The following is a 22,309-nucleotide window of genomic DNA, read 5'->3' as shown; positions in this document are numbered from 1 at the left end:
CAGCTGGCGTCCTTCCGAAGAGCGGTAACCGCCGTCAGTGCTGCGGTAGGAGCCGTCCTCGTCCCGGTAGGGGTCATCCTCGAACCGGAGGGGAGTCTCTTCAGCAGTGCCGGAGGGCAGGGAAGTGGTGGATACCGGAGCGCCGGCGCCTACAACAGGCTCGCTGTAGAGGTCGTCATTTCCGGCTGCGTACACGGTCTCCTGGCGGAGGGGTGCAACCGGCTGGTTCTGCACGGACCGCTGCGACGGTGACCCATTCGCTGCACCGTGGGAATCCGGTGCGCCTGCGGTCAGGCCGCGGGTGAGCCGGCCGGCAAGGACGCCGGCTCCGGCTGCAAGCAGCAGGAAGGTGCCGGGGTTGTTGCGGGCGAACCGCTGGACTTCGCCGAGAATGTCGCCCGGCTGCTTGTTCTCCAGCCAGGAGGCCACGGTGTCGGTAGTGCCGGCGGCCTGGCGGATCAGGTCGCTGGCCATGCCCTGCTGGTCCGGCGCGTCGGCCATGCTGTGCAGCTGGCTGGAAATGGTGCGGATGCCCTCGGCGGCCTTCTGCTGCTGGGTCCCAGCCTGGCTTGTCAGGCCCGACTTCGCCTGGTGCAGAAGATCCTGCGCACTGGACTTCGCCTCGGCCGCCACGTTCGCGGCTTCGTCCTTGGCAGTCTGCGCAACGTTCTGGGCTGACGCCGCGGCCTGGCCGGCAACGTTTGATGCCTCTTCCTTCGCCGCCTGGCTCTTGGAGGTTCCGGCAGAACCCTCAACGGGGGTGGTGCCAAAGTTCTCTTCGGCACCTGCTGCGGTCACACCATAGGGATCGGTGGTTGCAGTGCCGGGGGTCTGGGGCCATTGGTTCTCTGTCATCGGGCTCTCTTTCCTGAAGGGTCAGCTGGCGATCAAGAACCAGCAACGCTGGCTAGTAGTAAGCATGATTACTAATTAGATACTAAGCACACTTTCCTTTTGAAGCGCAAGAGGGTCGCCTAATAAAGGCCTTCAGGAACGGCTCTGGGCCCGGCGGATAGTAAGCCTACTTGCGAATTAGATGCTAAGCATGCTTATTGTAGAGAACGTAGCGACGCAACAAGAGGTGATCACACCCTGCACTTCGCCACCCACAGGAAGGCCACGGCCCGATGACCAGCAATCTCGATCCAGATGCCCGCACCAGCTACCGCCTTATTTCTGTGGCGGCCAGGCTGGTTCAACGGCGCCAGGACGACGCCCTGGCGCACTTGGGCCTCACCCGGGCGGCCGTGATAGCCCTTGAAGGCCTGGCCGGCGGGCCCTTGAACCAGGAACAGCTCGCCGAAGCAATACGCGTCCAGAGCCAGACGTTGGGACGGGTCCTGCTCCGGCTGGAGGGCGCCGGCCACATCACCAGGACGCGCCAGTCCACCGACCGCAGGCAGTTCAAGGTGGAACTTACGGAATCAGGGGAAGCCATCCTTGAGGCTGCCCGCCGGGAAGAAACCAATGCCTACCCTGATGATCCGAACATCGGTTGGAAGGTCCTCAGCGAGGAGCTCGCAAAGTTCGTGAACGCGCTGCCGGCAAGCCGGAACCAGGAGGTGGTCCCGTTCGCTCCGCCTGAGCACCGCACCGGGAGGCGCCCCCAGGGGACGCGCGGAACAGGCCTTCGCGGCATGGACCAGGCTGGCCACTGAGGCGCGCTGGCACGGACGCTGAAGTCGGCAGTGCAACGCCCTAATGCCGTAGTCCGCCGGTCCACGCCGGGCGGCTAGGCCGAGCAGGCATCCTTAAGTGCCTGGACGGACTCTGCCGGCACCTCGTCTCCGGCTTCCGCGATCTGGCCCAACGGCGTCGTAATTTCAGCCGGGACCCCGGCAGTGGATGCTGCAGAGACGAGCCCCGCCAGCAGCTGCTTGTCCTCGACGCTGACCAGCCCGTCCTGGACCACGGCGCAGATCTGGCGGTTCAGTTCGGCGGCGCCGGCCGTTGCCACCTTCGAGGCGGCGTCGCTGACGGCATTGCCTGCGGCCTCCTCAACGGCACCACAGCCGGAAAGGAGCAGGAGCAGGGGTGCGGCGGTCAGGACTGCGAGGCGGCGGTTCATGCGCCCAGCCTATCGGGTGCGCACAAGGTGCTACCGCGCGCTGGCCGCCGGCACCCCCAGGATGCTGTCCAGCAGCCCGTTCCGGAATTTGCCGTCCGGATCGTGCGACGATGCCAGTGAACGGAAGTCGGCGAAGCGCGGGTACAGCGATTCCCAGTCGTGCTCTGCCGGGGAGAAGAGCTTGCCCCAGTGCGGACGGGCGCCGAAGGGCCTCAGTAGATCCTCGAGTTCCGGCAGGACAGCCTCCACTTCGGGCTGCAGCGGCCTCCACGTAAAGTGCAGGGCAACGCTCTGCTGCCGGTAGAAAGGACTGAGCCAGAACTCGTCCGCGGCACCGGTACGGATCTCCGACACAAAGAGCAGCGGAGCGAGCTTGTCCGCGAGTCCGCGGACTGCCTCAATGGCGGCCGGGGCATGCTCCAGCGGAAGGATGAACTCGCTCTGCAGCTCCTCACCCTTGCTCGGCGTGAACTCGTGGCGGAAGTGGGGAAGGCGGTCCAGCCACTGGCCGGGTTCGTCCAACTGCACGGTGCAATTTTCCGCGGACATGTCCGGCAGCGGGTGCCGCGGGCTCACGGCCGCAGTGGCACCAAACAGTCCGTCCAGGGGCGGCTCCGAGTCCAGCGCCTTGAGCCAGACCTGACTGATGGAATCCCCGGCATAGTCCGTGAAAAGGCTGACGCTGTAGGCGCTGGACACGAGTTCGCGGAAGCTGGCCAGTGCATGGTCCCACGGCAGGTCCTCCAGAACGCGCTGGCGCATCCGGAAGCTCGGCTGGACGGCGAGTTCCAGGCCGGTCACAATCCCCAGGGCCCCGAGCCCCACCACGCTGGCCAGGAATTCGTCGCCATCGGCGCGTGTGAGGGAAACCTGTTCGCCGGAGGGCCGCACCAAGTCGATGGACTGGACTGCTCCGGCCAGGGACTGGTTGTTGACGCCTGAGCCGTGCGTTCCGGTCTGGACTGCGCCCGCCACGGAGATGTGCGGGAGTGACGCGAGATTATGAATGGCGGCGCCGGACTGCTCCAGGGCGCGGCACAGTTCCCCGTAGCTGACGCCGCCGCTGACCCGCACCGTTGTGCGGTCCGGGGAGAGTTCGATCCGCTGGGGCAGCGCATCCAGGAGAACATGCACGCCGTCCGTGTCGCCCACCCGATTGAACGAGTGCCGCGATCCCAAGGCCTTGACCCGCCCGGCAGCGGCCACGATTCCGGCAAGTTCGTCCACCGAGGCTGGCCGCCGGACCTCCGCGGAGGCGTATTCAAGGTTCCCTGCCCAGTTCTTCATCGAGTCGGCTTTCCGGTTGGAGGTGCAAATTGGCTCCCTCAACTGTCAGCGCTAACAATCCCACTGTCAAGGCGCGTTCACGCTGCCCGCCCACAGCGGGCCACGGTGCGCCGCGACACACTGGCGCTTGTCTTTCTATCGTTGTAAATTTGCCGGATGACACGTGTGGGCACCCCTCCGATGGGATGGAACAGCTGGGACTGTTACGGCACCTCCGTGACCGAGGACGAGGTCATGGCCAATGCCTCCTTCATGGCCGGGCACCTGCTGCCTTTCGGGTGGGACACCGTGGTGGTGGACATTCAGTGGTACGAACCCGCGGCCCGGGCCGGAGGCTACAACGACGGCGCAGAACTGGACCTGGACGGGTACGGCCGGCAGCTTCCGGCGACCAACAGGTTCCCGTCCGCCGCCGGCGGGCTCGGCTTCAAACCGCTCGCCGACCGGATCCACGCCCTGGGCCTCAAGTTCGGCCTTCACATTATGCGCGGCATCCCCCGCCAGGCGGTCCGGGATGCCCTCCCCGTTGAAGGGACGGACGCCACTGCACACCAGGTCGCTGACACGTCCTCCGTCTGCGCATGGAACACGGATAATTACGGCCTGGACCACAGCCACCCCGGCGCACAGGCCTACTACGATTCCCAGCTGCGGCTCTTCGCTTCGTGGGGCGTGGACTTCATCAAAGCCGATGACATGGTGGGCCCCTACTTCGCCGGGGAGATCGCGGCCTACCGCCGCGCGATAGACCGCAGCGGCAGGGACATGGTCCTTAGCCTGTCGCCGGGCAGGGCCCTGTCCCTGGCACACCTCGACCACCTGCGCGCGAACGCAGACATGTGGCGGGTTTCGGACGATCTCTGGGACAGCTGGGAGGACATTGAGGCCCAGTTTGGCCGGATGGCACGGTGGGCTCCCCACCAAAGGCCCGGAAGCTGGGCGGACGCGGACATGCTCCCGGTGGGACGGATCGCGCTGCGCGCCGAGCGGGGACATGCGCGGCTCACGCGCCTGACGCCCGACGAACAACGGACCATGCTGTCACTCTGGTGTATCGCCCGTTCCCCGCTCATGCTCGGCTGCGACCTTCCCTCCTCACCCCCGGAAACCCTTGGGCTGCTGACCAACCGGGACGTCCTTGACGTACTCACGGAGAGCCGCAACAACCGCGAACTGCTGCGGGACGGGCACCTCGTGCTGTGGGCGGCGGAAAGTACGACGTCGGAGGACAGGTTCGTGGCGGTCTTCAACACCGGGACGGCCGGCGTGGCCCGGACACTGCCGCTCGCTGACCTTGGCCTCCCGGGTCCGGGGAGCTGGACAGCCCGGGAGGCGTGGAGCGGCGCCGGGGCCGGGCTCACCCGGCTATACGGTGCCCCGGCCCTCGCGGTGGATCCCCCTGCGCACGGCGTGCAGTTCTACCGGTTCTCCCGCACCCGGTCTTAGCTCCCGCCGTCCTGTGTGCCGGTGCGGGGCGGCGGGACCCTGCGCCTGCCGGTGGCTTCAAACGCGGCCGCGACCCGCAGCAGGGCGGTGTCGCTGTAAGCCTTGCCGGCGAAGGTCAGGCCCACGGGCATGGCGATGTCCGCGGCAAGCCCCATGGGAACCGTCACGGTGGGAATGCCGAGATGCCGCGGAACCAGGTTCCCGTTGGACACCCAAACGCCGTTGCGCCAGGCCAGGTCAGCCGAGCGCTTGTTGCGGTCCGCGTCGGAAGGGCCGATGTCGGCAGCTGCCGGGAACACCACGGCGTCGAGGCCCAGGCCGTCCATCCACTGCTCCAGGTCAACCCGGCGTGTCTCCTCCAGCCCGCGCAGTCCCTCGGCCAGGTGCGGTATCCCGGCCAGTTCGGGCACGCCGTTCTCCCGGATCCACGCGGGGTAGTCGCTGATGTCGTCGTCGAACCCGTGGTACCGGTCCGGGAGTGAGCCGTCCGGCGCGGGAAAGATGGCCGCGCCGTCCACGTCGGACAGCCGGCAGAGATCCGGGTCCCCGTTTGCGTCCAGGAAGTCGTTCCAGGCCCAGGCCGAGAGGTCTACGATTTCCCTGCGCAGGTAGTCGGGGGACACCAGGCCCCTGGTCGAAATGCTGGGGGCCCCGGGACGGTCGCCTTCATAGTTGGACACCACCGGGAAGTCCACCTCGATAACCTCGGCTCCCGCGGCCACGAGATCGCGCCGCGCAGCCTCCCAGAGCCCGATGATCGAAGCCCTGGTCTTGATCCGCTGCCCCGTAGGCCCGCCAATCACCGGAGTAGGGGCGGTTCCGGCATCAGGATCCGCGTTGACGTACATCCGGGGGACCCCAAAGCGTTTGCCGGCCAGGACGCTTTCAGCCGCAACCCGGTCCGGTGCCGCCAGCTCCACGTAGGAACCAGGGCGCACTTCGGATGCTTTGGGCAGCCCGACCCATGGCTGCATCCGCCAGAAGTCGCCCCGGGTTTCGGCATCATCAGCCACCACAACATCCAGCACCTCCAGGAGGTCCGCCATGGTGCGGGCATGCGGCACCACCACGTCCATGGTGGGCACCAGCGGCCAGTTGCCGCGGACAGAGATCACGCCCCGAGACGGGGTGTAGGCGCAGAGGGCGTTGTTCGACGCCGGCGCCCGGCCGGAGGACCAGGTCTCCTCCGCGAGCCCGAAGGCGGCGAAGCTGGCCGCGGTGGCCGTTCCTGACCCGTTGGAGGATCCGGAGGCGAAGGCTGCCGTGAGGTAGTCGGCGTTGTACGGGCTTTCGGCACGTCCATATACGCCGCGCTGCATACCTCCGTTGGCCATTGGGGGCATGTTGGTCAGTCCGATAAGGACAGCGCCGCCGGCCCGCAGCCGCTCGATGGTGAACGCGTCCTGCTGTGCCACCAGATCCTTGAAAGCCGGCGATCCGGCAGCGACGGTCAGGCCGCGCACCTTATAACTGTCCTTGGCTGTATAGGGGATGCCGTCCAGGGGTCCGAGCGTGGACCCCTGGGCGCGCCGCATGTCCGACGCCCGGGCTTCAGCAAGGGCGTCCGGGTTCATCACAACGACTGCGTTCAGGCATATGCCCGACGAGTCATACTTCTCGATCCGTTCCACATAGAGGCGGACCAGGTCCTCGCTGGTGACCTCTCCCGCCTCCAGTGCCGTACGGAGTTTGCGGACGGAGGCCTCGACGACGTCGAAGCTGGCCTGGGTGCCCGGCGCGCCGGCCGTTGGGGCGGGCTTCATTCTGCGCCTCCTTGGGCTGCGGGCGCCGGCTGCTGCTGCGTGATGCAGTGGATGCCCCCGCCGAAGGCGAAGATGTCGCGGGCATCCACCAGCTCCACCGTCCGGCCAGGGTAGGCGCGTTCCAGGATGCCGGCGGCAATGGTGTCATTGGGGTCATCGAAAGCGCACAGTACCACTGCATTGTTCGCCACGTAGTGGTTGATGTAGGACCAGTCCACAAACCCTTCGCCGTCCTCGAGCACGGTGGGGGCGGGGACGTCGATGACGCGCAGCGGACGGCCCTTGGCATCCACTTCTCCGGCGAGGACCGCGGAAAGCTCCCGGTACACCTCGTAATCCGGGTGGACTGCGTTGTCCTGGCGGTGGAGGAGGACGGTTCCGGGGCCGGCGAAGGCCGCCACGATATCCACGTGGCCGCGGGTGCCGAACTCGCCGTAGTCGCGGGTGAGGCCACGCGGGAGCCAGATGGCCTTGGTGGTGCCCAGGGCTGCGTGGATTTCGGCCTCGACAGATTCTTTGGTGGCTCCGGGGTTGCGTCCCGGATCCAGCTGGACCGTCTCCGTCAGCAGCACCGTTCCCTCGCCGTCCACATGGAATCCGCCGCCCTCATTGACCAGTGGACTGGATGTGGCCGGGGCCCCGGCCTTCCCGGCGACCGCGCGGGCCACGTCTGCGTCCCTGTCCCAGGCGGCCCACTCCTGCGCGCCCCACCCGTTGAAGACCCAGTCGACGGCGGCCAGCGAGCCGTCCGGACGGTGGACGAAGGTGGGTCCGCTGTCCCGGATCCACGCGTCGTCGAGCGGAACTTCAGCCACGGTGATGCCCCCGCCAAGCCATTCCCGTGCGGCGGTGGCGTCCCGGGGGTCTGCCACGACGGTCACGGGCTCGTGGCGGGCGATGGTGCGGGCAACTGTGGACCAGGCGGCACGGGCGCGGTCCAGCGAAGGACTTCCCAGGGGGCCAAAGGTTTCGTTGGGCGGCGGAAAGGCCATCCAGGTGCGGTGGTGGAGGTCCCATTCGGCAGGCATGTGGGTGGCCGTGTCGTCGGTGGCAGCGGCACCCGGAGAGGCTAGTGGGGAGGAATAAATGAATGACATTCATTTATTATGGATTCGAGGATGCCCGCAGGCAAGGGATGCGGGGAAAATTAAGCTACTGCTACCTGGCGGGTGTCCTGTCCACGGCAGCCAGGATGGCCCGGGCCAGTTCCGCTGGCTTGGTGAACTGGGGCCAGTGGCCGGTGGGCAGGTCCACGTACTCCACGTCGCGCATCCTGGAAAGCTCCGCCACAAAGGGATGGCCGGCCTGGATCCACTCCTGCAGCAGCGACGACGGGAACTCGCATGCAATGACGGTGGCCGGCACGTCGTAGCGCCGGTCGTCATGCAGATGCTGCTGGTCGTAGGCAACACCCTTGGGCTGCGGAACGGCCCGTGCCCGGAACGCCTCGCGGAGGCCGTCGTCGAGGTCCACCAGGTCGGCGTCCTCGAACGCTTCCCACGGCGGCAGCGGGACGTCGTCGCCGTCGGCCGGCAGTTCATCGTTGATCACGCCGCCCTCACCCAGCGGTCCGCTGTCCACGTAGACCGCCCGCTCCACCCGGTCCGGGCGGGAGTCCAGGGCGCCGTGGATGATGGCGCCGCCGCCGGAATGGCCCACCAGCACCACCTTGTTGTCCAGGGCATCAATGGCGGCAACCACGGCATCGATGTGGTCCATGAGGCGGATGCCGGAGCGGTCTGCGTCCACCGATTGCATCCCGGGAAGCGTGAGCGGGTGCGTCCGGTGGCCCGCGGCCTCAAGCGGCGGCGCCACCTCCTCCCACGAGGAAGCATCCAACCAGAAACCGGGAACCAGGATGATGTCCATGATGGAACCCTACTCCCGGCGGAGACGGCCGCGGGTCATCCGGGCGGAGTGCGGGGCATCGGGAGCAGCAGGGCTTTCGCGCAGCCTCGACGGGCAGTAAAGTCCCCGAGTAGCCTGCGTTTCTCCGACGTGACCTGAGAGGGAGCCCTCATGAAACGGCCAGAATGCTTTTGCGGACCCGCCGGCACCGTGCCGGGCCCAGCCGGGGCCGGAGGTGTGGAGGCATGAGCGGCTCACCATCGCAGGGCCAGGCCGCGCCGGCGAAGCGTGAAACGTTCTCCTCGCGCCGGCTCTTTATCCTCTCGGCCATCGGCTCGGCAGTCGGCCTGGGCAATATCTGGCGCTTTCCCTATATCGCCTATGACAATGGCGGCGGCGCCTTCCTGATTCCCTACCTGGTGGCACTGCTGACGGCCGGCATCCCGCTGCTGTTCCTCGACTACGCCGTGGGCCACAAGTTCCGCGGCTCGGCGCCGCTGGCCTACCGCCGGCTCCACCGGGCAGCTGAGCCGCTGGGATGGTGGCAGGTGCTGGTGTGCTTCGTCATCGCGGCCTACTACGCAGTGATCATCGCCTGGTCGCTGATGTACACCATCTTTTCCTTCACGGAGGCATGGGGTGACGACGCCGAGGGCTACTTCTTCGGGAACTTCCTGGCCGTCGCGGAGGCCCCGGGCATCGGCTTCACCTACGTGCCGTCCGTCTTCTTCCCGCTCCTGCTGATCTGGGTGGCGGTCATCATCATCATGGTGGCAGGAATCCGCAAGGGCATCTCCCGCGCCAACTCCATCCTCCTGCCCTTGCTGATGGTGATGTTCCTTCTCCTGGTGGTCCAGTCGCTCTTCCTTCCCGGCGCAGCGGAAGGCCTGAACGCGTTCTTCACGCCGGACTGGGCCGCACTCGCAGACCCCTCTGTGTGGGCTGCAGCCTACGGACACATCTTCTTCTCGCTGTCCGTGGGCTACGGCATCATGGTCACGTATTCCTCCTACCTCAAGCGCCGGACGGACCTCACCGGTTCCGGCATGGTGGTTGCCTTTTCCAACTCCGGATTCGAAATCCTCGCCGGCATCGGTGTTTTCGCGGCTCTTGGGTTCATGGCGCAGGCAGCAGGCACAGGCGTGAACGACGTCGTGACCCAGGGCATCGGCCTTGCCTTCGTCGCATTCCCCACCATCGTGTCCCAGGCACCCTTCGGCGGGCTCATGGGCGTGCTCTTCTTCGGATCACTGGTGTTCGCGGGGATCACCTCCCTGATCTCCGTGCTGGAGGTGATCGTGGCCGCGGTGCAGGACAAGCTGGGCTGGGGCCGGGTCAAGGCTTCAGTGGTGGTCAGCGTGCTGGTGGCAGTTGTCTCCCTGGGCCTGTTCCCCACTGCTACGGGCCTTTACCTGCTGGACACCTCGGATGCTTTCGTCAACAGCTTCGGGATCACCCTCGGCGCGCTGGTCACCGTGGTGGTGCTCGCGTGGTTCCTGCGCAAGCTGCCGCTGCTCTCGGCCCACCTGAACCGTGTCTCAACCATCAAGATGGGGCGGGCGTGGATAGTTCTGGTGGCCGGCGTGGTGCCCCTCGCCCTGATCTATATGGTGGCCAACGAATTCATCAGCAAGATCACCACCACCTACGAGGGGTACCCCGAGTGGTTCGTGGGCCTGTTTGGCTGGGGCATGGCCGGCGCGCTGGTGGTCCTGGCCCTCATCCTGACGGCCATTCCCTGGAGCCGCAGCTCCAAAGCCCACCATGACCCCGAATACGACGACGTGGTCAAAGAGGATGCACAGGAGACGGCACCATGACACCCATCGCCATCACCATGATGATCATTGCGATCCTCACTGTCTGGGGCGGGCTGGCGCTCGCGCTGGTCAACCTCAAGAGGCACCCGGAGGACGAGGGCGCCCTGCCCGAAGAGTACGCACCCGAGCTCTGACCCACCTTTGCGGGCGAGGGCCCGGGTGCCGGGGCCCGGGGCTGCCATGGTTACGGGTTGGGCTGTCCCTTGCCGGTGCTGCCGTGGTTGGCGGCGGGCAGGACGACGGCGTCAGTCACCGCCTTGCCATGGGCGTTCTGGAACACCGCCCGCACCAGGACCGCCGGCTGGCCGGGCGCCGCGGCGGGCAGCCCAAGCGTTGAGGTGTAGGTGCCCTCATCCGTCCGTTTCGTCACGGGCTGGCGGCATGCCTTCTGCCAGTTTGCCCCGCCGTCGGACGAGGTTTCCCACACTGCCACCGGGCCCGGGGTGCCGGTGGCCGTAGCGGCCACACTGGCTGTGCTGCCCGCCGCCCTGGCCTTTGGCTGCTTGGAAACCTGCGGCAGTTCCACTGTCTGGTCGAAGGCGGGCCAGCCGTCCACCCAGTCGATTTTCTGGAGGCCGAGGGTAGGGAAGTAGGGGATGTCCTGGTTGGAGCCGTCGTAGTAGTGGAAGGCCAGGTAATCGCCAAACACGGACTGGCCGCCCGGGCCGGTGACGGCACCGTGCGAATCCAGGACCACGGACCCGCCGCCGCCGAACATGTCGCGGCGGTCCTTGTCCAGGTAGGGGCCCTTGACGGAGGTGGAACGCCCCACGGCCACCTTGTAGGTGGAGTCGGCGCCGCGGCAGCAGGAGTCGAAGGAGACAAACAGGTAGTAGTAGCCGCCGTGCCTGGTGATGTACGGCGCCTCGATGGGGTTGCCGGGCATGAACCGGTCCGCAATGTTCACGGTTTGTGACTGCCAGCCAGCCACCGGCTTGCCGCTGGGCCATTCGATGGGCACCAGGAAGATCCCGTACCAGAACGATCCGATGGCCATGTACGGTGTGCCGTCGGCATCTTCGATGATTCCAGCGTCGATCGCGTTGAAGGTCTTCCCGGGGTTGTCCGGGTCCAAGCCGGTAGCGGGGGAGGAGACCACCAGGCCCCGGTCCACCCACTCGTAATCCGGATGGGTGGGATCCAGCGTGGTGTTGGTGGCCAGGGCAGTCAGGGACTTGTTGCCGCCAAAGCGCGACGCCGAGTAGTACAGGTAGTAGGTGCCGTTATGCTCCGTGATCTCCGGCGCCCACAGGTTGCCGGGGAGCTCGCCGTCGGCGAAGTGCTCATCGATCCAGGCGGGAATCCGGTCCCAGACGGTGCCGCTGTACTCCCACGTGGTTCCCTGGTCATGGGAAGACCAGGCCTGGATGGTGCCGCCGTTTTCCCGGTTCACCAGGCCTGTGGAGTAGACGTACCAGGTGCCATCATCGTCGATGATCAGGGCAGGATCGTGGATGGGGGTGGTCTGGCCAACGACCGTCTTTCCGCCCGGCAGGTCCGCCAGGCTGGGGTCGTTCTTTGCGGCCGGAGCTGACACCGTCCCAGCAACCTTCAGGGCCGGGGCGGTTGCGGCTATGTGGGGACTGGCCGCCGTCGGGAGCGCTGCCGCTGTGAGCGTGAGGCCCAGGGCTGCAGCCAATCCTGCAGCGCGGAGCGCCCATGGACGTGACTTCATCATCACGTGGTCCTTCCGGGAGGTGGAGCGGTTTCAACCGCAGGGAACAGGCAACATTTTGCAACGTTGTAACGAAGAATATGGCATGCGGCGTGGGTCACGTCAAGGAGGCGTTGGGGCAGGAGAAAGTAATTGCCGGAGCGCCCTTGACGATTCTTCTTGTCGTGTGTGATGGTTTCTTACAACGTTGCAAAGCAGCAGCTGCTCCGATGGCGGTCCGCTACCGCGGACCGCGGAGCCCGGTACCGCCCAGCCCAATAAACTTGTTTGCTCCACCCAACCCGGAAGGACTGCGTGATGATGAAGTCACGTCCCATGGCCGCGACCCTGGCGCTTTTTACCGCCGCCGGCCTTATGCTCGGCGGCTGCTCCGCCCCCTCTGGCGGGGACGCCGGCGGCGAAAAGAAGCTCACCTTTATGTTCCGCGGGGGTGAAGACGAGAAGAAGGCCTACGAGAAGGCCGTTGAACAGTTCGAGGCCGCAAACGGTGTTGACGTTGACATCATCGTCACAACAGCGGACCAGTACGCCACCAAGCTGAAGGCCGCAATTGCCGGCAAGCAGGTCCCGGACGTGTTTTATATCGGGCCAGGCGACGTGCAGGCGTACGTGCAGAACGGAATCGTCAAGGACATCACCGAATACGTGGAAGGCTCGGACACGATTGACCTGGATAATATCTGGGAATACGGCGTGGACAGCTACCGCTACGACGGCAAGCGCGTGGGTGAAGGTTCCATTTATGCCCTCCCCAAGGACGTGGGCCCCTTCTCCTTCGGCTACAACAAGACCATGCTGGAAAAGGCCGGGGTTCCGCTTCCTGACAAGGACAAGCCCTACACCTTTGACGAGTTCGTGGCTGCGGCCAAGAAGCTTACAGCCGATACCAACGGCGACGGCACACTGGACCAGTGGGGAACAGGCCTGAATGTCCAGTGGAACCTGCAGCCGTTCGTCTGGTCCAACGGCGGGGACTGGCTCAACGAGGACCGCACCAAGGTCACCGTGGACACCCCCGAATTCGCCGAGTCGCTGCAGTGGTTCGCAGACCTGCAAAATGTCCACGGCGTAACCCCTTCTGTCGCTGAGGCACAGACCCTGGACACGTACCAGCGCTGGATGAAGGGCGAAATCGGCTTCTTCCCCATCGCCCCCTGGGACCTCTCCACCTACCAGAAGCTCGGCTTCGAGTGGGACGTCATCCCCTACCCTGCAGGCGACACCGGCGAGACGGCCAGCTGGATCGGGACGCTCGGCGTCGCGGTCTCCGAAAGCACCAAGCACCCCGAAGAGGCAGTCAAGCTGGTGGAGTACCTCACTGCCAACAAGGAAGCCCAGCAAAGCCTGGTGGATGCGGGCATCCAGATCCCCAACCTGAAGGACATGGCCGAGACCTGGGCAGCGGACACCAGCACCAAGCCGGCCAACAAGGAAGAGTTCCTGCAGGTCGTCAAGGACTACGGCCGCGCTTTGCCCGGCGGCAACACCTTCAACGCCGAGTGGTATGACGAGCTGTTCACCAACATCCAGCCCGTGCTGGACGGCAAGCAGACCGCTGCCGACTACCTGAAGGAAGCCCAGCCCAGGATGCAGGAATTCCTGGACGCCGCCAACCAGCAGGCCGGCAACTAGGGGGATCACCGGTATGACAACAACCATCACCCGCCGCTCGCGGCTTCACCGGAAGGAACACCGGGCAGCCCTCGCTTTCGTTGCCATACCGGTGATCGGGTTCCTCCTCTTTACGCTCTTCCCGCTCCTCTTCTCGGTGTACGCCTCCTTCACCAACTGGAACGGCATCTCCGCCCCGGTCTTCAAGGGCCTGGACAACTACATCAAGATGTTCGGCGACCGCTACTTCCTGCAGTCGCTCTGGAACACCCTGTACATGATGATCGGCATCCCCATCGGACTGGTCATCTCACTGGGCCTGGCGCTGGCAATGAACCGGAAGATGCGCGGCACCACGTTCTTCCGCACCGTGTACTACTTGCCCGTGATCTCCTCCATCGCCGCCGTCGCCATCCTCTGGCAGTGGGCCTTCAACGGCGACTTCGGCCTCATCAACCAGGGCCTGGCCCTGGTGGGCATCGACGGCCCCAACTGGCTGCAGGACACCGCCACCGTGAAGCCCGCCCTCATCATCATGGCCATCTGGAAAGGCCTGGGATATTCCATGCTGCTGTACCTGGCGGCCCTCCAGTCGGTGCCCCGCTACCTGTACGAGGCCGCAGCACTGGACGGTGCAACTGCCTGGCAGCAGTTCCGGCATATCACCATCCCCATGGTCCGGCCGGTCACCTTCTTCCTGATTGTCACCAGCATCATCGGCGGCTCCCAGATCTTCGTCGAAATCAACATCATGACCCCCACCGGCGGCCCTGAGTTCCAGTCCGCCTCCATCGTTTGGTACATCTGGCAAAAGGCGTTCGACAACCTCCAGATGGGGTATGCGTCCGCCATGTCCGTGGTCCTGGGGCTGCTGGTCTTCGTCATCACCTTCATCCAGTTCCGGCTCAACCGCCGCAACCAGTTTTCGATCGATTGAGGCAGGCAGCCATGTCCGCACAGAACGTCATCACCACACCCCCGCTGGAGCCCGCCCACGAAATCCCCGGCAGTGCCGGGAGCGGAAAACCTGCCGGTCCCCGGCGGGCGGGCAGGGGCTCCCGGTCCGCGAAGGAAACACTCCGCCTGGGCAACATCCTCACCACCCTGGTCCTCAGCGTCGGCGCAATCGTGATGATCGCCCCGCTCGCCTGGACCTTCTCCACCTCGCTCAAGACGAAGGACGGCGTCTTCGAACTTCCGCCCCAGTGGATTCCGGACCCCTTTGTGTGGGAGAACTACGCACGCATCTGGACCGCGGGCCCGCTGCTGAGCGGCATCCAGAACAGCCTGATCGTGGCCTGTTCGGTGACCATCGTGGGCTCGCTGACGTCCGCGCTCGCCGCTTTTGCCTTTGCCAAGATGCGGATGCCCTTCAAGAACGTCCTGTTCCTGGGGCTCCTGTCCGGGCTCATGATCCCGTTTCCCACCCTGATGATTCCGCAGTTCACCATCTTCGCGAGCATCGGCTGGGTGGATACGCTGCTGCCGCTGATCGTGCCGGGGCTTTTCGGCAACATCATCATGATCTTCTTCCTGCGCCAGTTCCTGAACAGCATCCCGGACTCCATCGTGGAGGCGGCCCGGATCGACGGCGCCTCCTACCTGCAGATCTTTTGGACGCTCATCCTGCCCGCCATCCGCCCGGCGCTCGCCGCCCAGTTCATCCTCTGGTTCATGGCCATGTGGAACGACTACCTGGCGCCGATCATCTACCTGAACTCCCCGGGCACGCAGACCCTTCAACTGGTCATCGCCAATTTCAATGCGCAGTACGCCATCCAGACGGATTACCCGCTGATCATGGCCGCATCCTTCGTGGCGCTCCTGCCGGTGCTCATTGTCTTTGTAGTGTTCCAGCGCCAGATCATCGAATCCATCGCGCTTTCCGGATCCAAGGGCTGAACCGTGCCAGTGGATACCAACACCGATACCGCGGCGGAGCTGCTTCCGCTCCCCGCGGGCGCCGGCCAGGAGCCGTCCTCCTGGGGCGCGCGGCATGCGCATGACCCCACCGTTGTCCGGGACGACGACGGCACCTACTTCATGTTCTCCACCGACGCCGTGGCCAATACGAAAGACATTCCTTCCGGGGTACATATCCGTACATCCGCCGACCTGGTGCGGTGGACGTACCTCGGAACCGCACTCGGCGGAGTGCCGGAGGCGGCAGCGGCGTGGTCCGGCGCCCAGGGGTTGTGGGCGCCGGAGGTGGTCCGCTGGCCCACCGGGGAATGGCATATGTATTACTCGGCGTCGACCTTTGGCTCCAACACCTCTGCCATCGGCCTCGCCGTCGCCGCATCGCCCAAGGGCCCGTGGGAGGACCGCGGCCTGGTGGTGGCAACCCGGAAGGGTGAACATTCCCAAAACGCCATAGATGCCGCGGTTGCCTTCGACGCCGGCGGCAACCCCTGGCTGACCTACGGATCCTTCTTCTCGGGCATCTACATCCTGCCCCTGGACCCCAGCTCCGGGCTGCCCAGGGTGGAAGGCGACCTGGGCTCCGTCATTGCCCGGCGCCCACGGTCTGTGGAAGGGGCAGTGGAAGGCGCCTTCATCCTCCGGAGCCCCCACGATGGCCGCTACCTCCTGTTCACGTCCTATGATTCGCTGTTCAGCACCTACAACGTGAGGGTGGCTGTCGCGGACCACATCACCGGGCCCTACTGGGATTTCCGGGGGCTGGAGATGACCGACCTGGACGCACCGCCTGCTGCGGTAGGCACCAAGGTGCTGGGCAGCTACCAGTTCGACGGCGGAACGGCCTGGCTGGCGCCCGGCCACAATTCAGTCCTGAGTCAGAAGGGGCCGGACGGAGCCGCCGAGCACTTTATGGTCCACCATGTCCGGTTTGGAGCGGATCCCAGCCAGCACGTGGTCCAGCTGCGCCGGCTCTTCTTCACTGCCGGCGGCTGGCCCGCCATCTCACCCCAGCCGTTCGCCGGGCTCCGGAGCGAGGCTGTTCCCGTTCCTGCCGAAGTGGCCGGAACGTGGCAGGTCCTGCGCTTCGACCCTGAATCCACGGACGTTGTGCCGGCCGCCCGGATGAACGTGGAGTGCGTTGACCTTCGTCCCGCGCACTTCCGGGGGCATCCACTGGCTGTCCGCCTGCGTCCCACGGGGCCTGGCTGCGAACCGGGCACGGAGATAGACGCCGTGGTCTTCAGCTCGTGGGACTGGTCCCGCAACAGCCCGGCCCTTTCCTTCAGCGGCATCGACCAGCGCGGAGTGGCCTGGTCCGGAACCCGGGAGGGGCTGCTGTGACTGATGCTCCCCTGGGGTGGGCCGGGCGGCTGATGGACTGGCTCCGCTTTTCCACCCGGCTGGTCCTGGTCAACGTGCTCTTTGTGGCCGGAGCCCTGGCCGGGCTGGTGGTCCTGGGCGTCTTTCCTGCCGCGGTGGCTGCCACCACCGTCCTGGGCAGGCTGCGGAACGGTTCGGCCGGGGACAGCCTGGTGCGGGACTTCATCACCTCCTACCGCTTCCAGTTCCGGCACGCCAACCGGGTGGGAAGCGCCTTCTGGATTGCCGGCGTCGTCCTTGTCCTGGACTTCGCATCATTGCTGGGACCTGCCGGGACAGCCATGCCGGCGCCCGTACACGCCGTCCTCCTGGCGCTGTCCACAGCTGCCGCGGGAGTCGCACTGGCTGCTGCCGCCACCGCTGTGGGCCTGTGCAGCCGCTACCGGGATTCCGTGGCCAGGACGTGGCGGACTGCCTTGATGCTCCCGCTTGTATCACCCGCCATGAGCCTTTCCCTGCTGGCGACCCTGGCAGCGGCCGCCGTCGTCTTCTCCGGAATGACGGTGCTGGTGCCCCTCATTGGCGCGTCGGTCCCGCTGCTCATCTCCGGATGGCTGGTGGGCCACAGGCTCGCCGGGCTGGAAGCCACAGGTCCTGCCCACGCCTAGAACCACCCATCAAAAATCTCCACCAGACCCACCGTCTTATTACAACGTTGAATAGAACAGGAATACACACCGTGACCATCACTTCCGCCGCCACTGAACAGGCCGACCTGGCTGTCGTGGCACCCACCGTCATCACCGTGGACCGCTCCGCCGTCGTGGCGCCCGTCAACCGCCGCATCTTTGGCTCCTTCGTGGAGCACCTGGGCCGCTGCGTCTATGACGGCATCTACGAACCCGGCCATCCCACCGCCAACGAGGACGGCTTCCGCCTGGACGTCATCGAACTGGTCAAGGAGCTCGGGTCAAGCACCATCCGCTACCCCGGCGGCAACTTCGTTTCCGGCTACCGCTGGGAGGACGGCGTGGGACCGCGGGACCAGCGTCCCGTACGCCGGGACCTCGCGTGGCACTCGCTTGAATCAAACCAGGTGGGCCTGGACGAGTTCGCCCGCTGGTGCAAGCTCACCGGTTCCGAACTGATGATGGCCGTGAACCTGGGCACCCGGGGCATCGAGGCAGCCCTTGACCTGCTGGAGTACACCAACCACCCCTCCGGCACCGCACTCAGCGAGCAGCGCATCGCCAACGGAGCCACGGATCCCTACAACATCCGCATGTGGTGCCTGGGCAACGAGATGGACGGTCCCTGGCAGATCGGCCACATGTCAGCCGAGGACTACGGAAAGCTCGCCGCCCGCACCGCTTCGGCCATGAAGACGGCGGACAAGAACCTGGAGCTGGTGGTCTGCGGCTCGTCCGGGTCCGCCATGCCCACCTTCGGCGAGTGGGAACGGGTGGTCCTGGAACACAGCTACAACTACGTGGACTACATTTCCTGCCACGCCTACTACCAGGAGCGCAACGGCGACCTGGGCTCCTACCTGGCGTCCTCGCTGGACATGCAGTACTTCATCGAGACCGTGGTGGCCACCGCAGACCACGTCAAGCACAAGTTGAAGAGCAAAAAGACCATCCAGCTGTCCTTTGACGAATGGAACATCTGGTACCTGGACGAGCACCAGGCCTCCGACGAGGTCAACGAGGAATGGACCCACGCGCCGCGCCAGCTGGAGGACACCTACTCCGTGGCGGACGCCGTGGTGTTCGGCAACCTGCTCATGACGCTCCTGAAGAACCACGACCGCGTTGCTGCCGCTTCCCTCGCCCAGCTGGTGAACGTGATCGCGCCCATCATGACCGAACCGGGGGGCGACACCTGGCGCCAGACCACGTTTTTCCCTTTCTCCGTCACCTCACGGCTCGCCAAGGGGGAGGTACTCCGCCCCCGCATCGACGCCGGAACCTACACGACAGCGGTTTACGGCGAGGCACCGCTGGTGGACGCGGTGGCAACCGCCGACGCCGCCACGGGAGAGTCTGCCCTCTTCCTGGTGAACCGCAGCCAGACCGAGGCGATTGACGTGACCATCAACGTCTCCGACCTCAACGCGAAGGTGATCGCCGAGGCCGTCACCCTCCACGACGAGGACGTGTACGCCAAGAACACCCTCCAGGACCAGGACCGGGTGGGACTCAAGCAGCTCCACGGCGCCGTCCTGGACGAGGGCACGCTCACCGTAACCCTGCCGCCCGTGTCCTGGTCCGCCGTCGCGCTTGGCTGACATGCCCCGGGAAACACAGGGATCCGCTGCCGGCCGCGTGAGGATGCGGCTGGCAGCGGTGCTGGCCGCCGTCGTCGTGCTGGTCCTGGCCGGTTGCGCTGCCCCGGCAGCGGGTCCGGCGCCGAAGGCAAGCGCCGCCGAACTAACCGGCGACTTCTTCACCCATGACCCCGCGCTCGTGAAAGGGGAGGCCGGGGAACCCTGGTTCATCTACTCCACCGGCAACGGCCAGGTGGCGGACGGCAACATCCAGGTGCGCCGCTCCGACGACGGTGTGGACTGGGAATACGCCGGCGAAGTCTGGCAGGAGAAGCCGGCCTGGCTCAGCGCAGCGGTGCCGGGCGTGGACAACCTCTGGGCGCCCGAGCTGTATGAGCATGACGGCATCTGGTACCTGTACTACTCGGCGTCCACGTTCGGGAAGAACCTGTCGGTGATCGCGCTGGCGACGAACAGCACCCTGGATCCCGGGGACCCCGCGTACGAATGGGTGGACCGCGGGCAGGTGGTCTCCTCCAAGGGAGAACGCTTCAACGCCATCGATCCCGGCATCGCGGAGGACCACAACGGCACGCCGTGGATGTCCTTCGGATCGTTCTGGACAGGGCTGCGGCTCGTGGAACTCGAATGGCCCACGGGCCTGCGCGCGGACGCCGCTGAACCGCTGGCCATCGCGGACCGGAAGGCGCCGCCCAACGCCATCGAAGCACCGTACATCCTGCCGCACGGCGGGAAGTACTACCTGTTTTTCTCCCGCGACTTCTGCTGCCAGGGGCTGGACAGCACCTACAACATTGCGGTGGGGCGCGCGGACACCATCACCGGGCCGTACGTTGACGCCGAGGGCAGGGAACTGCTCGACGGCGGCGGCACGCCGCTGCTGGCATCCGACGGCGGGCGCGTGGGGCCAGGCGGGCAGTCCGTTTCAGGGAACACCCTCGCCTTCCACTACTACGCGGAAGAACTCGATGGCGCCTTCCGGCTGGGCCTCGCCGAGCTGGAGTGGAAGGACGGTTGGCCTGCTGCGCGGTGGGAGTGAGCCCAGGTTTTGTCCAGATACGGGATCTTGGTTGTTACCCCCGCATCCGGACAAAATCTGACGGCTCTTTCCTAGGGGAAGCTGGGTACGTAGCTGGGCACCCCGACGGCGTCCGTTGATACGGGTGCGCCGGTGTCATTGATGACGTGGTCCAGCGTGCCGGCGCCCAGGTTGACCGTCAGCAGGCTGTGCAGCTTCACGCCCGGTGTCACCGGCACCTCAAAGCCCCGGGTGGCATGGATGGTGGGGTCCACGTTGTTGTAGACGTAGCTGCCTCCGCCCCAGAGTTCGTGGGTTGTGACGGAGTCTGCGATCTTGTAGCCGGCCCAGCCCAGGACCCCGTCGTGCTGCCAGGCGGCCTGGTTGGGCGCGTCGTAGGGCAGTTCATTCTGGAAGAAGACGGTCCGGCCGTTTTCGCCGTTCCAGATGACGTTGTACGCCTGGTAGTGCTCCACGAACAGGCCGGTGGCAGTGACATTGTCTCCGTTGATGATCACGCCGTTCCTGCCGGTGTTGGTGGTCCAGCCCACGCCGTTACCGTGGTCGGCGCGCCAGGCCCAGATGTGGTCCAGGAGGACGTTGTCGCTGTTGACCTCCAGGCTGACAGAGGCTTTGCCCACGTGCGGCCCGCCGATGCGGAAAAACACGTCGTGAAGCGTGGTGGGATTGGCAGGATCAGTGTGGACAGCCGAGTTCGCAGATCCGCTGCCCTCGCCCTGCTGCGCCTTTCCGATCCGCATCAGAGCCGGTGAATTCACTTCACCGGCGTCGATCGTGACGGCGGCAATGTCCACGCCGGGCACGTCCGCGACGGTCAGCGGGACGGCGCCGTTGACGGCGGTGAGGGTGGCAATGCCCAGCCCCAGGACGACCGTGTTGGCCCTTTTGACCTCGATGCTCTCATCGATGCCGTAGACCCCCGGGGTGAGCAGCAGGTTCTTCCCGCGTGCCAGCTGGGAGTTGATGGTTTTGACGGAATCGGAGGGGCGGGCCACATAGAAATCGGACAGCGGGATGCTGCGCCCCGCCGTCGGGCCGTTCTCCCAGGTGGTCCCGGAGGAGTCCATGCGGACGGCGGGAACGAACACGCTGTACTCACCCGCGGAATCCAGGGTGAGGTAGGGCTTCTCGCGGCTGATCGGTGTATTGGCCAGGGTGGTGTACGGCGGGTTCGGGAAGGACTGCGCCGGCGCCCCGTCCACTCCGGAGAAGACCTGGTTCCAGACCCCGTTGGACCAGCTGCCAATGCTGCTGTCTCGCACGAAGTACTGCTGCTGCGAGCCGTTGATGACATCGCCCGTCTTCGAATCGGAGATGAAGCCGCCGCTGGCGTACTGCGGCCCGGCGGTGCAGTAGTCCATGAGGGAGAGGTTGCCGCCGGTGATGTTGATCCGCCGCATGGGCGACGCCTGCGAGGCCGCCCAGAAATTCGCGGAGCCGCGGCAGCCCTCGAGGCCGGTGACGTTGATGGTGAGATTGGACAGGGACCGCCAGAAGTTGTTCAGGGCGATGCAGTTATCCGCGGTGAGGCACCGGTTGTAGACGTCCACGTGCCCGTTGATGGTGACATCCGTAGGGGAAGCCCCCAGCCCTGCCACTTCGGTGGAGTAGCCCACCTGGACGATGAGCGGCTCCTCGGCGCTGCCGTAGGTTCCCGGCTTGAACAGCAGTGAGTAGCGTTTGGACCCCATTTCATCGTCCACCTGTTCAGCAGCGATGGAATCAACCGCGGCCTGGATATCGGCCACCGGCATGCTGGGATCGAAAATCCGGACATTGGGGCCAAAGTCCGGCTCTGCAGCCTGGGGAAGGGCGGGGGGAGCGGCCGGTGCGGGAGCCTGTTGCACCAAGGCCTGCGGAACGGCGGGAGCGGCCGGCGCAGCGGTGGCCATGCTTCCTCCGCTGGCGACCAGGCCGGCCAGGAGGGCGACGGTGCCGGCGACGTGCCGGCGCCGGCCTTGGCCGCGCCACAGGTGCGGTTCCTGGGGACTATTTGCACGCGGAGGATGGGGGACGTGGGCTAGCGGCATTGCTGGTCCTGTTCGTTGGTGGGATTCGTCGAGCCTGGGCGGCAGCTGAAGCTGCGGCGGTGGGAGCGCTCTCGTCGGGGAAGCGTAACACCGCGAAGGAGCACCGGCAAGGGTTGCGTGGAAGCGCTCCTACCGATTCTTGACAAGCTGCTGTGAGGTGGGACACCATGTGGTGAGAGCGCTCCCACT

Annotated in this window: 19 protein-coding genes; 11 read left to right on the top strand and 8 right to left on the bottom strand. The window is 65.8% G+C overall.

What is annotated here, in order from left to right; translation table 11 throughout:
* Positions 1 to 855, bottom strand: an 855-nt coding sequence (locus AC6CHP_RS12620; protein WP_188728499.1) for a hypothetical protein, incomplete at its 3' end; no start/stop codon positions are given.
* Positions 856 to 1,127: 272 nt separating this feature from the next.
* Here AC6CHP_RS12620 and AC6CHP_RS12615 point away from each other — a divergent pair.
* Positions 1,128 to 1,658 (top strand): MarR family winged helix-turn-helix transcriptional regulator, encoded by a 531-nt coding sequence (locus AC6CHP_RS12615; protein WP_427116656.1) that lies wholly within the window; start codon positions 1,128 to 1,130, stop codon positions 1,656 to 1,658.
* A 74-nt stretch (positions 1,659 to 1,732) separates the two neighbouring features.
* Here AC6CHP_RS12615 and AC6CHP_RS12610 read toward each other — a convergent pair whose 3' ends face one another.
* Both AC6CHP_RS12610 and AC6CHP_RS12605 read right to left on the bottom strand, forming a co-directional pair.
* Positions 1,733 to 2,068 (bottom strand): hypothetical protein, encoded by a 336-nt coding sequence (locus AC6CHP_RS12610; RefSeq protein WP_498230225.1) that lies wholly within the window; start codon positions 2,066 to 2,068, stop codon positions 1,733 to 1,735.
* A gap of 30 nt (positions 2,069 to 2,098) precedes the next feature.
* Entirely contained in the window at positions 2,099 to 3,355 is a 1,257-nt protein-coding gene (locus tag AC6CHP_RS12605) for a D-arabinono-1,4-lactone oxidase (protein ID WP_498230232.1), read from the bottom strand.
* 156 nt (positions 3,356 to 3,511) lie between these two features.
* Here AC6CHP_RS12605 and AC6CHP_RS12600 point away from each other — a divergent pair, with 156 nt between their 5' ends.
* Positions 3,512 to 4,801: a glycoside hydrolase family 27 protein gene (locus AC6CHP_RS12600; protein WP_498230223.1), complete on the top strand. Its 1,290-nt coding sequence runs from the start codon at positions 3,512 to 3,514 to the stop codon at positions 4,799 to 4,801.
* On the opposite strand, the gene AC6CHP_RS12595 is transcribed toward AC6CHP_RS12600, so the two are convergent.
* The 3 genes from AC6CHP_RS12595 to AC6CHP_RS12585 all read right to left on the bottom strand — a co-directional run bounded on the left by AC6CHP_RS12595 (position 4,798) and on the right by AC6CHP_RS12585 (position 8,433).
* A complete protein-coding gene (locus tag AC6CHP_RS12595; protein WP_498230221.1) occupies positions 4,798 to 6,564 on the bottom strand; it encodes an amidase in 1,767 nt (588 codons plus the stop codon). The two genes, AC6CHP_RS12600 and AC6CHP_RS12595, sit on opposite strands and share 4 nt — an antisense overlap.
* Complete coding sequence (locus tag AC6CHP_RS12590; protein ID WP_498230219.1) at positions 6,561 to 7,661, bottom strand: agmatine deiminase family protein; 1,101 nt, start codon at positions 7,659 to 7,661, stop codon at positions 6,561 to 6,563. Before AC6CHP_RS12590 ends, AC6CHP_RS12595 begins: the two co-directional genes overlap by 4 nt.
* 61 nt (positions 7,662 to 7,722) lie before the next feature.
* Positions 7,723 to 8,433, bottom strand: a complete 711-nt coding sequence (locus AC6CHP_RS12585; RefSeq protein WP_498230217.1) for an alpha/beta fold hydrolase — start codon at positions 8,431 to 8,433, stop codon at positions 7,723 to 7,725.
* 224 nt (positions 8,434 to 8,657) lie between these two features.
* Between AC6CHP_RS12585 and AC6CHP_RS12580 the strand changes: the two genes are divergently transcribed.
* Entirely contained in the window at positions 8,658 to 10,232 is a 1,575-nt protein-coding gene (locus AC6CHP_RS12580) for a sodium-dependent transporter (protein WP_188810582.1), read from the top strand.
* Positions 10,229 to 10,366, top strand: a complete 138-nt coding sequence (locus AC6CHP_RS12575) for a methionine/alanine import family NSS transporter small subunit (protein ID WP_498230215.1) — start codon at positions 10,229 to 10,231, stop codon at positions 10,364 to 10,366. The genes AC6CHP_RS12580 and AC6CHP_RS12575 overlap by 4 nt, the downstream gene beginning before the upstream one ends.
* A 50-nt stretch (positions 10,367 to 10,416) precedes the next feature.
* Here AC6CHP_RS12575 and AC6CHP_RS12570 read toward each other — a convergent pair whose 3' ends face one another.
* Positions 10,417 to 11,910 (bottom strand): arabinan endo-1,5-alpha-L-arabinosidase, encoded by a 1,494-nt coding sequence (locus tag AC6CHP_RS12570; protein ID WP_498230213.1) that lies wholly within the window; start codon positions 11,908 to 11,910, stop codon positions 10,417 to 10,419.
* 294 nt (positions 11,911 to 12,204) lie between these two features.
* Between AC6CHP_RS12570 and AC6CHP_RS12565 the strand changes: the two genes are divergently transcribed.
* From AC6CHP_RS12565 to AC6CHP_RS12535, 7 genes are all read left to right on the top strand, one after another.
* On the top strand, positions 12,205 to 13,539 hold the full coding sequence (locus AC6CHP_RS12565; protein ID WP_104188949.1) for an ABC transporter substrate-binding protein: 1,335 nt from the start codon (positions 12,205 to 12,207) through the stop codon (positions 13,537 to 13,539).
* A gap of 13 nt (positions 13,540 to 13,552) precedes the next feature.
* The gene (locus tag AC6CHP_RS12560; RefSeq protein ID WP_188728513.1) at positions 13,553 to 14,455 is read left to right on the top strand and encodes a carbohydrate ABC transporter permease; all 903 of its coding nucleotides are present in this window, start codon (positions 13,553 to 13,555) and stop codon (positions 14,453 to 14,455) included.
* A gap of 11 nt (positions 14,456 to 14,466) precedes the next feature.
* Positions 14,467 to 15,420, top strand: coding sequence for a carbohydrate ABC transporter permease (locus AC6CHP_RS12555; RefSeq protein WP_188728515.1), 954 nt, complete (start codon positions 14,467 to 14,469; stop codon positions 15,418 to 15,420).
* A gap of 9 nt (positions 15,421 to 15,429) precedes the next feature.
* Positions 15,430 to 16,782, top strand: coding sequence for an arabinan endo-1,5-alpha-L-arabinosidase (locus AC6CHP_RS12550; protein WP_498230210.1), 1,353 nt, complete (start codon positions 15,430 to 15,432; stop codon positions 16,780 to 16,782).
* A complete protein-coding gene (locus tag AC6CHP_RS12545) occupies positions 16,779 to 17,429 on the top strand; it encodes a YesL family protein (protein WP_498230209.1) in 651 nt (216 codons plus the stop codon). Before AC6CHP_RS12550 ends, AC6CHP_RS12545 begins: the two co-directional genes overlap by 4 nt.
* 71 nt (positions 17,430 to 17,500) lie before the next feature.
* Complete coding sequence (arfA, locus tag AC6CHP_RS12540; RefSeq protein WP_498230208.1) at positions 17,501 to 19,051, top strand: arabinosylfuranosidase ArfA; 1,551 nt, start codon at positions 17,501 to 17,503, stop codon at positions 19,049 to 19,051.
* Position 19,052: 1 nt separating this feature from the next.
* On the top strand, positions 19,053 to 20,090 hold the full coding sequence (locus AC6CHP_RS12535) for an arabinan endo-1,5-alpha-L-arabinosidase (RefSeq protein WP_498230207.1): 1,038 nt from the start codon (positions 19,053 to 19,055) through the stop codon (positions 20,088 to 20,090).
* Between the two features lie 71 nt (positions 20,091 to 20,161).
* Here the strand turns inward: AC6CHP_RS12535 and AC6CHP_RS12530 are convergent, their stop codons facing one another.
* Positions 20,162 to 22,120, bottom strand: coding sequence for a pectate lyase-like domain-containing protein (locus AC6CHP_RS12530; RefSeq protein WP_498230206.1), 1,959 nt, complete (start codon positions 22,118 to 22,120; stop codon positions 20,162 to 20,164).
* Positions 22,121 to 22,309 lie beyond the last annotated feature (189 nt).

It is taken from the genome of Pseudarthrobacter sp. GQ63, assembly GCF_059758765.1.
The sequence above is the reverse complement of the archived record's forward strand: the minus strand, read 5'-3'. Positions and strand labels throughout refer to the sequence as shown.